The sequence below is a fragment of the Psychrobacillus sp. BL-248-WT-3 genome (genome assembly GCF_012843435.1).
GTDB lineage: Bacteria > Bacillota > Bacilli > Bacillales_A > Planococcaceae > Psychrobacillus.
In genome coordinates this window covers 61,465-76,600 of the sequence record NZ_JABAFC010000001.1, presented here as the reverse complement: position 1 = coordinate 76,600, position 15,136 = coordinate 61,465, and the positions used below count along the sequence as shown (strand labels likewise).

Annotated in this window: 14 protein-coding genes and 1 pseudogene; 3 read left to right on the top strand and 12 right to left on the bottom strand. The window is 37.1% G+C overall.

Annotated elements, in window-relative coordinates:
- Positions 1 to 294: 294 nt before the first annotated feature.
- The 10 genes from rpsU to hemW all read right to left on the bottom strand — a co-directional run bounded on the left by rpsU (position 295) and on the right by hemW (position 10,483).
- Positions 295 to 468 carry a 30S ribosomal protein S21 gene (rpsU, locus tag HF876_RS00380; protein WP_004227078.1) on the bottom strand — a complete coding sequence of 58 codons (174 nt, stop codon included), beginning with the start codon at positions 466 to 468 and terminating at the stop codon, positions 295 to 297.
- Between the two features lie 113 nt (positions 469 to 581).
- On the bottom strand, positions 582 to 1,253 hold the full coding sequence (gene deoC, locus HF876_RS00375) for a deoxyribose-phosphate aldolase (RefSeq protein ID WP_169358060.1): 672 nt from the start codon (positions 1,251 to 1,253) through the stop codon (positions 582 to 584).
- Positions 1,254 to 1,358: 105 nt separating this feature from the next.
- Complete coding sequence (mtaB, locus tag HF876_RS00370) at positions 1,359 to 2,699, bottom strand: tRNA (N(6)-L-threonylcarbamoyladenosine(37)-C(2))-methylthiotransferase MtaB (RefSeq protein ID WP_169358059.1); 1,341 nt, start codon at positions 2,697 to 2,699, stop codon at positions 1,359 to 1,361.
- Positions 2,700 to 2,714: 15 nt separating this feature from the next.
- Complete coding sequence (locus HF876_RS00365) at positions 2,715 to 3,455, bottom strand: 16S rRNA (uracil(1498)-N(3))-methyltransferase (RefSeq protein WP_169358058.1); 741 nt, start codon at positions 3,453 to 3,455, stop codon at positions 2,715 to 2,717.
- Positions 3,456 to 3,468: 13 nt separating this feature from the next.
- Entirely contained in the window at positions 3,469 to 4,413 is a 945-nt protein-coding gene (gene prmA, locus HF876_RS00360) for a 50S ribosomal protein L11 methyltransferase (protein ID WP_169358057.1), read from the bottom strand.
- A gap of 13 nt (positions 4,414 to 4,426) precedes the next feature.
- Positions 4,427 to 5,548 carry a molecular chaperone DnaJ gene (gene dnaJ, locus HF876_RS00355; protein ID WP_169358056.1) on the bottom strand — a complete coding sequence of 374 codons (1,122 nt, stop codon included), beginning with the start codon at positions 5,546 to 5,548 and terminating at the stop codon, positions 4,427 to 4,429.
- A 151-nt stretch (positions 5,549 to 5,699) separates the two neighbouring features.
- Complete coding sequence (dnaK, locus tag HF876_RS00350) at positions 5,700 to 7,529, bottom strand: molecular chaperone DnaK (RefSeq protein ID WP_169358055.1); 1,830 nt, start codon at positions 7,527 to 7,529, stop codon at positions 5,700 to 5,702.
- An 87-nt stretch (positions 7,530 to 7,616) separates the two neighbouring features.
- Complete coding sequence (grpE, locus tag HF876_RS00345) at positions 7,617 to 8,198, bottom strand: nucleotide exchange factor GrpE (RefSeq protein ID WP_169358054.1); 582 nt, start codon at positions 8,196 to 8,198, stop codon at positions 7,617 to 7,619.
- 17 nt (positions 8,199 to 8,215) lie between these two features.
- Positions 8,216 to 9,253 (bottom strand): heat-inducible transcriptional repressor HrcA, encoded by a 1,038-nt coding sequence (gene hrcA / locus HF876_RS00340; protein ID WP_169358053.1) that lies wholly within the window; start codon positions 9,251 to 9,253, stop codon positions 8,216 to 8,218.
- Between the two features lie 96 nt (positions 9,254 to 9,349).
- Complete coding sequence (hemW, locus tag HF876_RS00335) at positions 9,350 to 10,483, bottom strand: radical SAM family heme chaperone HemW (protein WP_169358052.1); 1,134 nt, start codon at positions 10,481 to 10,483, stop codon at positions 9,350 to 9,352.
- Between the two features lie 255 nt (positions 10,484 to 10,738).
- Here hemW and HF876_RS00330 point away from each other — a divergent pair, with 255 nt between their 5' ends.
- The 3 genes and pseudogenes from HF876_RS00330 to HF876_RS19340 all read left to right on the top strand — a co-directional run bounded on the left by HF876_RS00330 (position 10,739) and on the right by HF876_RS19340 (position 11,939).
- Entirely contained in the window at positions 10,739 to 11,071 is a 333-nt protein-coding gene (locus tag HF876_RS00330; protein ID WP_240949543.1) for a DUF3889 domain-containing protein, read from the top strand.
- A 317-nt stretch (positions 11,072 to 11,388) separates the two neighbouring features.
- Positions 11,389 to 11,561 (top strand): annotated as a pseudogene (locus HF876_RS00325) (transposase); the annotation flags it as partial.
- Between the two features lie 300 nt (positions 11,562 to 11,861).
- Complete coding sequence (locus tag HF876_RS19340) at positions 11,862 to 11,939, top strand: tyrosine-type recombinase/integrase (protein ID WP_169358309.1); 78 nt, start codon at positions 11,862 to 11,864, stop codon at positions 11,937 to 11,939.
- Positions 11,940 to 12,375: 436 nt separating this feature from the next.
- On the opposite strand, the gene lepA is transcribed toward HF876_RS19340, so the two are convergent.
- Together lepA and spoIIP are read right to left on the bottom strand one after the other, a co-directional pair.
- Entirely contained in the window at positions 12,376 to 14,205 is a 1,830-nt protein-coding gene (gene lepA / locus HF876_RS00315; protein ID WP_169358050.1) for a translation elongation factor 4, read from the bottom strand.
- A 61-nt stretch (positions 14,206 to 14,266) separates the two neighbouring features.
- The gene (gene spoIIP / locus HF876_RS00310) at positions 14,267 to 15,121 is read right to left on the bottom strand and encodes a stage II sporulation protein P (RefSeq protein ID WP_169358049.1); all 855 of its coding nucleotides are present in this window, start codon (positions 15,119 to 15,121) and stop codon (positions 14,267 to 14,269) included.
- Positions 15,122 to 15,136: the final 15 nt, after the last annotated feature.

Here is a 15,136-nt window from a genome sequence, read left to right as displayed (position 1 = left end):
TCCAGAAGTTTCGGCCATAAGAATTCAATAGCCCTATATCTTCTTTAAATTCTATATATAATTACAAATCCCTTTTTTACGCAAAAAAGCAAAAAAAACACTTGAACGATAATCGTTCGAGTGCTCAATTCCATTCGTTTATGGATTTTTTCAGTGCTCCCTATATTACATACAGCTAATCTCTTTCAAACTATAAATTAAAATAAACCGAGAAAATAAATTTTCTCGGTTTACATAATTGTAAATGTTAATCATACAGTACGTGTTTTGAACGTAGGGATGGTTGGGATTAAATTACCACTTACGTTTACGTGCAGCTTCTGATTTCTTTTTACGTTTCACGCTTGGTTTTTCATAAAACTCGCGCTTTCTAACCTCTTGAATTGTACCACTTTTAGATACAGTACGTTTGAAGCGGCGAAGAGCATCTTCAAGCGATTCGTTTTTGCGAACGACAGTTTTTGACATCTCTCTTTCCCTCCCTCCGAACACACGTCAGTACATAACCAAGTGTTATGTACTAAAAAATTATACCGTATATTATAGACTTGGTCAATACTTTGGTTTTAAATATTCACCAATTAATAATCTGACTTACTTTCTAAGCCATTTACAATATCTACACCAGAACTTGCACCTATTCTAGTAGCTCCTGCTTCAACCATAGCTTCTAAATCAGCAAGACTTCTAACTCCTCCAGAAGCTTTAACACCTAGCTCAGGACCTACTGTTTCGCGCATTAATTTAACTGCTTCGACAGTTGCTCCTCCAGTTGAAAAACCAGTAGAAGTTTTGACAAAATCTGCCCCAGCTAATTTGGATAATTCACTAGCTTTAGCGATCTGCTCATTTGTTAATAAACAAGTTTCTAAAATTACTTTTACAATAGCTTTTCCTTTAGCTGCTTGTACTACTGCTTCAATATCCTTTTGAACATAATCAAAATCGCCGTCTTTTAAAGCTCCAACGTTTAAAACCATGTCTATTTCATCTGCACCTTTTTCAATAGCATCCGTAGTTTCAAATGCTTTTACTTCGCTTGTGCTAGCCCCTAGTGGGAATCCGATTACTGTACATACCTTAACCGGTGAGTCTTTTAATAGAGAAGCACTTAGGCTTACCCAAGTTGGATTAACGCAAACAGATGCAAATACATGTTGTTTTGCTTCCCCACAAAGTTTTTCAATTTGATTTTTAGTAGCATCTTGCTTTAATAACGTATGATCTATAAGTGCTGCTATATTATTTGTCATTTTAAAATCTCCTTCTTAGTTGTACGTACCTCTTAATATTACTAGTAAACATAAGAAAAGCCAAGCAACTATGTTTCTTCCAACAAAAAAAGCTAGTGACCTAAGTCAAACTAGCTCTTTTACTTCTTCTAACACACGAACAAATTGACCAATATTTTGAGGATAGCCTGCTCGCGTTATTTTTACTCTTACTAATTTTCCGATCAGTTCCTCAGAGCCTGGTATAGCAACTTTTAAATAATTATCCGTATAGCCTTCTACCATGGTTTCTCCCGCTTCTGAAATGATAACTTCCTCTGGGATGATTTCAAGAACCTCTCCCTCGAAGCGAGAGGCATATTCTACAGCCAGCTGATCATTTAAACTAATAAGTCTGTGTACTCGTTCGTTTTTAATTTCTTCATCCACTTGATTTTCCATTCTAGCGGCAGGGGTGCCTGTACGTTTTGAGTAAGGGAAAACATGTAGTTCAGAAAATCTTTGATCGCGAATAAAGCTATAGGTTTCCATAAATTCTTCTTCTGTTTCTCCAGGGAATCCAACGATTACATCAGATGTGATCGCCAAATCTGGAAGTGCATCTCTTAAACGATCTAATCGGTTCGCAAAAAATTCCATTGTATATTTTCTACGCATTCTTTTTAGTACCGTATCAGAGCCTGACTGAATTGGTATGTGTAAATGTCTTACAACTATATTCGATTGCTTTAAAACATCGATTACTTCATCTGATAACTGACTAGCTTCTATTGAACTAATTCGAAGACGTTTAAGTCCCTTTACATTTGTTTCAATATCTCTTAATAATTGAGCAAGATTATAATCCTTTAAATCTTCTCCGTATCCACCAGTATGTATACCAGTCAAGACGATTTCTAGATAACCAGCATCAACTAACTGCTGTGCTTGTCTAACTACTTCTTGTGGGTCTCGGGATCTCATCAAGCCACGTGCCCAAGGAATGATACAAAAAGTACAGAAATTGTTACATCCTTCTTGTATTTTAAGAGAAGCACGTGTACGGTCAGTAAAAGCAGGTACATCTAGCTCTTCATATACACGATTTTTCATAATGTTTCCTACCGCATTAATAGGCTTACGCTCCATTTTATATTGTTCAATGTAACCAAGCATTTTTGTACGCTCTTGGGTACCAACGACAATATCCACGCCAGGAATCGCCATTATTTCTGCAGGAGAGGTTTGTGCGTAACAGCCGGTAACACAAATAACAGCATCAGGGTTTTGACGAATAGCTCTTCGTATAACCTGTCTACTCTTTTTATCACCAGTATTTGTTACAGTACATGTATTAATTACATAAACGTCTGATTTTTTTTCGAAGTCTGTACGTTCATAACCATTTTCTTTAAATAGTTGCCAAATGGCCTCTGTTTCATAATGGTTTACCTTACAGCCTAATGTATGGAATGCAACGGATGACATATCCTTACACCTCTTTCATTCATATTCATAGGAAATAGCAGCAAGCGCATATAACGGCGCAGTTTCAGTTCTTAATATTCTAGGGCCAAGTGCAATGGGTTGAAAATCATTATCTAAAAGTTGCTTAACCTCATGTCTATCAAGTCCACCTTCTGGACCAAAAACAATCAGTATCGATTGTTTATCATACACCTTTTTTAATTGGTCAGCAAACTTTTGTCGCTCTGTTAATTTTGCATCCTCTTCATCAGCAACAAATTTAACGTCATATTGCTTAGAGACTTCTATTAGGTCTTTCAAGCTCTTAGGACTATGTATGTGAGGAATAGATGAGCGATGGGACTGTTCCGCCGCTTCTTTTGCAATCTTTTGCAATCTTGCTATTTTTTTCTCGTTTTTTTGCTTGTCCCATTTCACGATAGAGCGCTTTGCTTCAAAAGGAAAGAGGGAATGCATACCAAGTTCAGTGGCCTTCTGTGTGATTAGTTCTAGTTTGTCACCCTTTGGTAATCCACAGGCAATAGAAACCTTAATTGGCATTTCATTTGTTTTTAACACTTGTTCTTTTGTTTCTAAAATGACTTCTTTGCTAGTTCCAGAAAGAATAGTCATAATATACGTTTCTTTAGCGGCCACTATATACACTTCATCACCAGGTGACATGCGCATCACTTGAATCATATGATGCGCATCGTCTCCAAGAATTTTTATAGTAGAATTCTCATCTAACGGTTTTTCTGTAAAATAACGTTGCAAGACAACTACTCCTTTACTTAACAGGCTTTCTTGAAATGATAGTTACCCAATCTTCCATCATCATTATTTCATCTATTTCAAAACCAGAATTTTGAAGAGCAGTTTTCACATCATCTTTTTTTGTCGAAATTATTCCAGAAGTAATGAATTGCCCACCAGACTTAACAATAGTATAAGCATCATCGGTAAATGTCATAATGATTTCAGCTAAAATATTTGCAACAACTATATCTGCTTGTTCTGTAATATTGTCTAATAGATTACCATGAGTAACTTTTACAATATCGCTCACTCTATTGATCGCAATGTTTTCTTGTGCAGATCTTACTGCAACTTCATCTAAATCAAGTGCGTGAACTGTAGCTGCCCCTAGTTTAGCTGCTCCAATAGATAACACACCAGAACCAGTGCCTACATCAACAACTGATAGGTTAGGCTTCACTGTTTTTTCAAGTGCCTGCAAGCACATAACGGTAGTAGGGTGTGTCCCTGTACCAAACGCCATACCTGGATCTAACTCTATAATTAATTCATCAGAGTTCACTCTATTATATTCTTCCCAAGTAGGAACAATTGTAAATCTGTTAGAGATTTTAACTGGGTGATAGTACTTTTTCCAAGCTGTCGCCCAATCTTCTTCGTCTACTTCGGTTACGGTAATAATATTATGTCCAAGGTCTATATTAAAATTTAGTAAGTTGTTGATCGCAAGTTTGATCTCTTCCACCGTTTCTAATAGAAAGCTTGTTTCAGCCAAATAAGCTTTAATACGCACTCCGTCTACTGGAAAATCATCTGGATTTAAGCTGTAGATCTCTCCAAAAACATCTTCTCTATCTCTAGCCAACTCTTCTGAATCCTCAATTACTACTCCACTAGCACCAGCTTCATGCAAAATATTGCTTACTGCTTCCACTGCCTCATTAGTAGTATGAATGGATAGCTCAGACCATTTCACTTGCTCCAACTCCTTATTCGCCTTTTATCGTTCTCTTGATTTTGTCAAATAATGTACTACCTTGCTCTTCCGGTATATCACCGCTGATTTCTGCAAACTCACGTAATAATTGTTTTTGTTTTTCGGTCAATTTCTTAGGCGTGATTACTTTTACGATTACATGCTGATCTCCCATGCCATAGCCATGCACATTTTTTACACCTTTTCCTTTAAGACGGAATTTCGTAGAAGACTGGGTGCCCGCTGGGATTTTTAATTTTACTTTTCCTTGGACAGTTGGAATCTCTACTTCATCCCCAAGTGCCGCTTGTGCGAATGTCAAAGGTAATTCGTAATAAATATCGTCACCATCACGTTCAAATCTTGGATCGGCTTTCACTCTAAATACAACGTAAAGATCTCCTGCTGGACCACCATTTACACCTGGTTCACCTTGACCGCTAACACGTAATTGTTGACCATCATCTACACCCGCTGGAATAGTGATTTTAATCTTCTTGCGCTTATTAACTGTTCCATTACCATGACACGTTGAACATTTATCATTGATAATTTTCCCAGTTCCTTCGCAATAATTACATGCTCGTTTCGTTTGAATTCTTCCGAAAGGAGTATCTTGCGTAACATTAACTTGGCCGTTTCCGTTACAGTGTGTACATTTTTCTGGATGTGTGCCTTTTTTAGCTCCAGTACCATTACACGTATCACAAGTTTCTTCTTTAGCTACTTCAATCTCTTTTTCCATACCAAATACTGCTTCTTCAAATTCTATAGTCATAGAGTACTGAAGGTCATTTCCTTTTCTAGGAGCATTCGGGTCACGACGACGCGAACCTCCTCCTCCAAAGAACGAGCTGAAAATATCTTCAAATCCAAATCCATCCGCGCCACTAAACCCGCCACCAAAACCTTGGTTAGGACCTGCATGACCGAATTGATCGTATTGTGCACGTTTTTGATCGTCGCTTAATACTTCATATGCTTCTGAAATTTCCTTAAATTTATCTTCAGCGTTAGCATCCTTATTGATATCTGGGTGATACTGTTTAGATAATTTGCGATACGCCTTTTTTATCTCATCTCCAGAAGCTCCCTTGGCTACTCCAAGGACTTCGTAATAATCACGTTTGCTCATAGTTCACTCTCCTGCTCTGTTAACTTACACATAAAGATAATTGTAACATGGATAAATTCCTAATAGCAAAACAAATAGCGTATTTCTCCATGCTACTAATTACATGGAAAAAGCCAAAGCCGAAAACGGTCTTTGACTTTTCCTGTTGACATTACTTGTCTTTATCGTCCTTTACTTCTTCAAACTCTGCATCGACTACACCGTCATCAGATGGCCCGTCTTCTTGTTGTCCGTTAGCCGCTGCATCCGCTTGTGCTTGTTCATAAAGCTTCATAGTCAACTGTTGAACGATTTCGTTTAATTTATCTTTTTTCGCTTTAATATCTTCTAAATTTCCAGCTTCTAGAGCTGCTTTTAACTCTTCTTTTGCATCTTCAGCAGATTTTTTCTCATCGTCTGAAACTTTGCCTTCCAAATCTTTTAGTGTTTTTTCAGTCATAAACACTAATTGGTCCGCTTCATTCTTAACTTCTGCTTCTTCTTTGCGTACTTTATCCGCGTCAGCATTTGCTTCTGCTTCTTTTACCATACGTTCAATTTCTTCATCCGATAAAGATGAATTAGATTGAATTGTAATTGTTTGCTCTTTTTGTGTTCCAAGATCTTTCGCCTTAACATTTACGATACCATTTTTGTCGATATCAAACGTCACTTCGATTTGTGGTACTCCACGAGGTGCTGGTGGAATATCCGCAAGTTGGAAACGACCTAGCGTTTTATTGTCTGCTGCCATTGGTCGCTCACCTTGTAATACATGGATATCTACTGCTGGTTGGTTATCAGCAGCTGTTGAGAAAGTTTGAGATTTAGAAGTTGGTATTGTTGTATTACGTTCAATTAACTTTGTAAATACTCCGCCCATTGTTTCAATACCTAAAGAAAGTGGTGTTACGTCTAAAAGTACTACGTCTTTTACGTCACCAGTTAATACTCCACCTTGTACTGCTGCTCCCATTGCTACTACTTCGTCTGGGTTAACACCTTTATGTGGCTCTTTACCTGTTTCTTTTTTAATCGCTTCTTGTACAGCTGGAATACGTGTAGATCCACCAACTAAGATAACTTTATCAATTTGTGAAGAAGATAATCCAGCATCTTTTAATGCTTGACGAGTTGGAACCATTGTACGCTCTACTAAATGAGCTGTTAAATCATCGAATTTAGCACGAGTCATTGTAACTTCTAAGTGAAGTGGACCTGCCTCACCAGCAGTGATAAATGGTAATGAGATTTGTGTTGAAGTAACACCCGAAAGATCTTTTTTAGCTTTTTCAGCAGCATCTTTCAAACGTTGCACTGCCATTTTGTCTTTAGAAAGATCAATACCGTTATCCTTTTTAAACTCTTGTACTAGGAAATCCATAACTACTTGGTCAAAGTCATCCCCACCAAGACGGTTGTCCCCAGCTGTAGCTAGTACTTCAAATACGCCATCTCCAAGTTCAAGAATAGAAACGTCAAATGTACCTCCACCTAGATCATAAACAAGAATTTTTTCATCGTGATCCATTTTATCTAAGCCGTAAGCTAGCGCTGCAGCAGTAGGTTCGTTGATGATACGCTCAACTTCTAGACCTGCAATACGTCCAGCATCTTTTGTAGCTTGGCGTTCTGCATCATTAAAATATGCAGGAACAGTGATTACTGCTTTTGTAACCTTTTCTCCAAGGTATTCTTCTGCGAAACCTTTTAAATATTGAAGGATCATTGCTGATACTTCTTGAGGAGTATAGTCTTTTCCTTCAGCACTTACTTTTTCACTAGTTCCCATTAAACGTTTAACTGAAGAAATTGTATTTGGGTTTGTAATAGATTGACGTTTAGCTACTTCCCCGACCTGTTTTTCGCCATTTTTAAAAGCTACTACAGATGGAGTCGTACGATTTCCTTCTGGATTTGGAATTACTTTTGGCTCTCCGCCTTCTAGTACAGATACACATGAGTTTGTTGTTCCTAAGTCAATACCGATAATTTTTGACATACAATTTTCCTCCTAATAAATACTGTTATATGCAATTTATATTATAACTGGCAACCTAATGGACACCAATAAAAATCAGTTTATATTTTATTCGTTTACTTTTACCATTGCTGGTCTAAGAATTCGATCCTTCAATTTGTAGCCTTTTTGTAGTTCTTGAAGAACAATACCTGAATCTTGGCTTTCGTCTTTTTCCTGCATAACTGCATGGTGAAGATTTGGATCAAAAGGTTTCCCCTCTGACTCAACTGATTCCAATCCTTCTTTTTCAACAGCTGCTACAAGAGAACGATAAACCATATCTACACCCTTAGTTAAAGAAATCGCTTCTTCAGATGTAGCTTCAACAGCAAGTGCTCGTTCTAAGTTGTCTAAAACAGGTAACAAATCGCTAAGTAAAGATTGGGCACGATATTTATAATCTGCTTCTTTATCCTTTTGAACACGACGTTTGTAGTTTTCAAAGTCAGCACGCAGTCTTACCGTACGATCTTGTTCTTCTTCTAATTGTTGTTTCAAAAGCGTTAGTTCGTCTACTTCTTCTACTTCAGTAGCTTCTTCTGATACATCTACTTCTTTAGTTTCGATCGCTTCTTCAGTTACCATCTCTTGTTCTGCTGATTCTTCTTCAGTCGATACATCTTTTACTTCTTCTTTTTGATTTTCCATTTAGCAGCAACTCTCCTTTAATCGTGTTGACCTCGTAATATTCTAGACAACTCTCTAGATAAGTCCCCACTCATTACATCCAACAAAGATACTACACGTTTGTAATCCATTCTCGTGGGACCTATGATGGCAATAGAACCACTTTGCTCATCTCCAATATCATAAGAAGCTGTGATTATACTGCAATTATTCATTCCAAATTGGTTATTCTCAGAACCAATACTGATATTGATGCCTTTTTTGTTCAAATGGAAAAGTCCAGGGAATTCATTGACGTGTTCCATCCAATACATAATGCTTTTTGCTTTTTCCACATCATTAAATTCAGGCTGGCTTAACAATTGCATTTTTCCACCATAGTACACTTTATCCTCATGCTCAATTATCATCGCTTGGTTTAGAGAACCAAGTAGGTCATTTAACCGACCGTTATTCTGACGTAAGACGAACTGAGTGACAGCTTCTAACTTCATTTGTAGCTCGTGTAAATATACACCAACTAAATGTTCGTTTATGATATTGACCATTTTTTCAATATCGGAAGCAGTAAAGGCCTCAGGAATAGAAAAAACTCGATTTTCAACATGACCACTGTCCGTAACGATTATAGCCACTGCAGAATCGTCTGTAAGAGGAACAATTGAAAATCTTTTGACTCGATGCTTTCTCACATCTAAGCCTAACATAATAGAGGTATAGCTCGTTAGTTCAGACAAAATATTAGCTGACTTACGAATTATTTGCTCCGTCTCAACCTTTCTTTCCTCGAAAACGGAACGAATTTGTTTAATCTCTTCTTTTGAAACCATTTGTGGAGTTAGTAAGTTGTCTACATAGTAACGATAGCCTTTTTCTGATGGCACACGGCCAGAAGAGGTGTGAGTCTTTTCTAAATAACCCATATCTTCTAAATCTGCCATTTCGTTTCGAATCGTAGCAGGACTAAACGGTACTTCCTCCTTTTTCGAAAGTTGACGAGATCCAACTGGCTGAGCGGTATCAATAAAATCATCCACCGTTACTTGCAATATTAATAATTGCCTGTTAGTTAGCATGATTATCACCTCTGTTAGCACTCATCTGTAGAGAGTGCTAATACTCATATAAAACTTATCAAATCTAAAGAAAACTGTCAACGATTATGCGCCAAATTATTTAAGGAAATATTGAAATACTTCATTACCTACAAAACGTCCTCGAGTTGTAAGGAAAATGTGGTCTTCTTCTAAAGCCACAAGCTCTTTATGAATTAACTCTTCGATTTCTTTCCCGTATACCTCATGCAAAGTCTTGCTGTATTTTTGTTCGAAGACGGTTAAAGAAACGCCTCTGTTTTTTCGAAGACCTAAAAACATCTCTTCTTCCATCTTTTCTTCATAAGTAACCTCTTTTTGCATCATAATAGGCTTTTCACCTAAATCTAGCTGTTGCATATACTTTTTAAGAGGGCCATGATTAGAATATCGTATTCCATTTACATAGCCATGGGCACCAGCCCCTAATCCTACATATTCGTCATTGTTCCAATATAAAAGATTATGCTCGGAGGCTTTTCCCTCATGAGAAAAATTACTAATCTCATATTGGTGATATCCGTTCGCTTTCATTTCATCCATTAAGAATCCATACATTTCTGCTTCTAAATCCTCACCAGGTAATGATAATTTCCCTTTTGATAGAAGGTTATAGAATATGGTCTTAGGCTCAACTAGTAACGAGTAGGCTGAGATATGGGGTATCTTCAGTTTAAATGCCTCTTGGAGGGATTCCTTCCATTGCTCCATCGTTTGATTTGGCAACCCATACATTAAATCAATGCTTATAGAGGGGAAATTTGTTTCCTTCGCATATTCAATTACTTTATATACATGTTCATTGGAATGTGTTCTGCCTAATACTTTTAACAAGTCTTGATTGAAAGTTTGCACTCCCATGCTTAATCTATTCACACCAAATTTTCGCATAAGCTGCATTTTTTCCAGGGTAAGCTCATCTGGATTAGCTTCTGATGAGAACTCCTTTACATGATCCAGTGGGATATGCTCTTGGATAAGCGTTAACAACCGATCTAACTGTTCAAGTGATAAAGAAGTAGGAGTTCCTCCACCAAGAAAAATGGTTTCTATATGACCTTTCGATAAATCGTCTTTCCAAAGAGCCATTTCTTTCCCTAAAGACTCAATATACTCATCTACTGGCTGATTATGAAAATAGAATTTATTAAAATCACAATAATTACATATTTGATGACAAAAAGGGATGTGTATATATACTCCGCGTACCATTATAAGCCTTCTTTCTACGTTCATTTATAAATACGAAGAAGGAGGCAAATAGTGCCTCCTTCTCCTAGTTATTTATCAAGCATCAAATATTGCACTAATTTGAATACCGTTTTCCAAAATTACCTACATAAATTATAGCTTATAATTCATCTTCCTTCAAACTATTGAAGTTACACTGGATTTTCCGATTTATTTATTAAGTTGGAATGATTTTAAGCAAGATAACCATCTTAAAGAAAAGGAGATGGTATGAAGATGATTAAAAAAGTGTTTATAGCCATAGGTATATGTATGTTTGCTACCACTGTGACCATGAATATTTATTCAAGCACATATGCTCAAGACCAAGTTCCAGCATACGCGAAATGGGGAAAGTTAGCGGTAAAGGAGACACAAACTAAATATCCAAATGCGACTATTATTGACTACTTGCATATAGGAAGTGAAACAAAAGAGGATTCAACCATTGAAAGGTTTAAATTGTGGATGAAGGATGGCAATAAGGAATTTGGAGTTTTTATAAATATTAAATATACAACGGAAACAGGTAAATTAGTTAATATTGAATTTCAGGAAACTTCTCAGTAAATAAAAAAACATGGAGAGCTTAGAAAACTCTCCATGCTCATACCAGTATCGAACTCTCACCCATTGTGCTAATTGCTTTTGTGACACAGAAAAAAGCATCTCTTTTAAGATGTCTACAATCTTTTTTCTTTTAAATATAGAAGTAACGCGAGGAAGAGTTGATTTCCGCTACGAACGGACGCTTTCCGCGGGCACGGCTTCAGCCGCTTCCCTCGCTGCGCTCAGTCCAGGGTCTTCAGCTCGCGCTGTTCCCGCTGGAGTCGCCGTTCTTCGCTCCAATCAACGGGGCCTCCTATAAAATGAATGAGGTGATGGATATGATGACGAAAAATCAAACCAATGAACGCGAACAATTAGAAATCTTGACTATTGAACAGTTGGTACCACAAGACCCTTTCGTAAGTTAGATGCGGCAATTGATTTTTCCATTATCTATCCATTGGTTGAAAACCTTTATTCGACAATAGGGAGACCTAGTATCGACCTGGTGGGACGCCCAGTCGTTGTTGCCACTGATGCAGCCTACAAGATATTTTTAGATGGTCTAACACATGTCATAAGTTGTCTCTAGGTTATTTTTAAAGCTCGTCAAATTTCAATCTATTATGCCAAATAGTATGAAAGACAATCATTCTGCAAGCATCAATTGATTATTTAAAATGCGTTATTTATTCCAAATCTGTTTGAAATTTAATCAATAGTAAAATTTTCTAAAATGCATAGTAATGAATATACTGGGATCCAATATTCGAGCTATCTGAAATGACCGCACAGGATTATGGTTTGATCAATATGTAATGGTGAACTTACATACGAGAATTATAAAGGGATCATCAACAAGCACATTAATCCTACTTTTGTAAAGTAGATGTTGAAAGCTTTAAAGCCTGATATTCTTCAAAATTTTTCAATGGTATAAAAGAGTGAAGGTTTTGCAAGTAAGACCCGTATTATTTCCACACGGCATTAAATAACTCAATAATACACGCTGGATATCCTAATAAGCTAATATACGAAAACCCTGTGCAATATGTCAGAACTCCGGGTTATAAACGAAAAAAACCACAGAGAGCGATTTAAAGATGCTCTCCATGGAATTAATAATGAGAATAACAATTTACTTTACGATAACAACTCTTTTTACATTCCATTTCACATTGGACTGGATATAGAAATGCGTAAGAGAAGTATGCGATTGAAATGGGGATTGAAATAACTTGCCACCCAAACCTAATTTCGGTGGCAGAAGGGTGGCAAATGCTAGTTATTCAAAATCACTAATATACGTTAAACCTTGGTATTACTTATTTATTCGGCTCATCCATCTTAAGGACTGCCATAAACGCTTCTTGAGGTACTTCTACAGAACCTACTTGTTTCATACGTTTTTTACCTTCTTTTTGCTTTTCAAGAAGTTTACGTTTACGTGAGATATCTCCCCCGTAACATTTAGCTAAAACGTTTTTACCCATAGATTTAATCGTAGATCGTGCAATAATTTTTTGTCCGACTGCCGCTTGAACTGGTACCTCAAACTGCTGTCTCGGAATTAGTGCCTTCAGCTTCTCAACAATCAGCTTCCCGCGCTCGTATGCAAAATCTCTGTGCACGATAAAGCTTAAAGCATCTACTTTTTCCCCGTTCAACAAAATATCCATTTTTTGTAGTTTAGATTCCTTGTAACCGATAAGTTCGTAGTCAAAGGAAGCATAACCTTTAGTGCTGGATTTTAATGAATCAAAGAAATCATAGACTATCTCGGATAGTGGAATTTCATAGATAATATTTACACGAGCAGAAGATAAATAATCCATTGTGATGAAGTTACCACGCTTACGTTGGCAAAGCTCCATAACAGATCCTACATAATCCTCTGGAACCATAATAGAGGCTTTAACATAAGGCTCCTCTATTGCGTCTACCTTTTGAACGTCTGGCATCATAGAAGGATTATCAACCTTTAAAGTTTCTCCACTAGTCAGCTTTACATTATAGATAACACTTGGTGCTGTCGTTATAAGATCAATTTTAAATTCACGCTCGATACGTTCTTGAATGATCTCCATATGGAGCAATCCAAGGAAGCCACAGCGATACCCAAAACCTAGCGCTTGGGAAGATTCTGGTTCAAACTCTAGTGCAGAGTCATTTAGCTGTAGTTTTTCTAATGCGTCTCGAAGGTCATTATATTTAGAGTTATCAATTGGGTACAATCCACAGAACACCATTGGATTCATCTTACGGTAACCCGCTAATGCCACTTGTGCTGGATTATTCGCCAAAGTAATAGTATCCCCAACACTCGAATCGCCAACATCCTTCATAGACGCTGTTAAGAAACCAACATCTCCAACAGTCAATTCGTCACGTTGAGTAGTTCTAGGTGTGAAGACCCCTGTTTCTACAACATCAAATTCTTTGCCCGAGGACATCATTTTAATGCGGTCTCCAGGTTTTACGGTTCCTTGCATAATACGAATATAAACAATTACACCACGGTATGGATCAAATAATGAGTCAAAAATCAATGCTTCTAAAGGTGCTTCTGGATCACCAGTTGGCGCAGGGACTTTTTCCACGATTTGCTCTAAAATTTCTTCTATACCAATACCAGCTTTTGCTGAGGCATGAACAGCTTCTGAAGCATCTAAACCAATTACTTCTTCCACTTCTTTTTTTACACGTTCTGGATCAGCTGCAGGTAAATCAATTTTATTGATAACTGGTAAAATCTCTAAATCGTTATCTAATGCAAGATAAACGTTAGCTAACGTTTGTGCTTCAATTCCTTGTGCAGCATCTACAACTAAAATAGCACCTTCACAGGCTGCTAAGCTTCTAGACACCTCATAAGTAAAATCGACATGTCCAGGGGTATCGATCAAATGGAAAATATATTCTTCTCCATCCTGTGCCAAATACTTTAGCTGAACTGCATTTAATTTAATTGTAATTCCACGTTCTCTTTCAAGATCCATAGAGTCTAACAATTGGTCTTTCATTTCTCTAGATGTTAACGTCTTTGTTTTTTCTAAAATACGGTCAGCAAGCGTTGACTTCCCATGATCTATATGGGCGATTATAGAAAAATTTCGTATCTTTTTCTGTCGTGCCAGTCTCTCTTCATTATTCATGCTTGTTCACTCCTAATTAAACTATTATGAATTATAGCAGTGAACAAGCGATACATCAATGTTAGGATGCATTTTGTTGATCAAAAACATTTGAAACTGCTTTTGCTAAGATTGCAATTGTCCTATTTAGTTCGACTTCTGTACTGTCAATGCCACCTAATTCAATAAGTATGGTGTTCTTATTTAGGTCTTGATTATAGACTCCATCTACACCTTTTCCAGTTTTCAAGAAAACGCCTCTTGAGATACCTGGGACTATTGTATTCATTTGTTCCGATAGTTTATTAGCTAGTTGCTCATTCCATTTATAATTTGCATGCTCGCCACCTACAACAAGCATGATTTTTGCATAGCTCTCTTCTCCAAATTTTAACGTTGTCACTTTTGCTTTTGCAGAGTCTCGGTGGATATCTAATACAATATCATAATTGTTTTGAGATAAGGCTTTCTGGACTAGAGGTCTAACCGAGTGATAATCTTTTGTGCCATGTGGATTATCGCTTGTTAGAAAATCAGTTTCTACATTATGAAAAGCAAACTGAGCAGTAATTTGCTCTTGAAAATTAGTAATATTTTTTTCTGGATGATAGATTTCAATTTTTTCTCCGCTGGCAGCTAAAATTGGTTTAAAAGCTTCTTGCCAATGGGTAAAGTATACGAAAGCTTTTCGTGGCGGTTGCAAAATCTCTGCTACCGGATCTGATTCAGTTTCCGTTTCAGTTTCGGTTTCGGTCTCAGTTACCGGCGGTGTTTCAATTTGTGCCGCATAAACAACCGGGATATCCTCTTTTTTCTTTTCTACTGTTTTTTCAGTTGTTGCGTCCATGCTTAGAGGTGTTTGGACTGTTGCAATAATAATAGGCGCCAAAAATAAGAGTAATAAAATCGTAGTTAGCTTCTTTAACGTATTAGTCATAGGTTCCACTCTCCT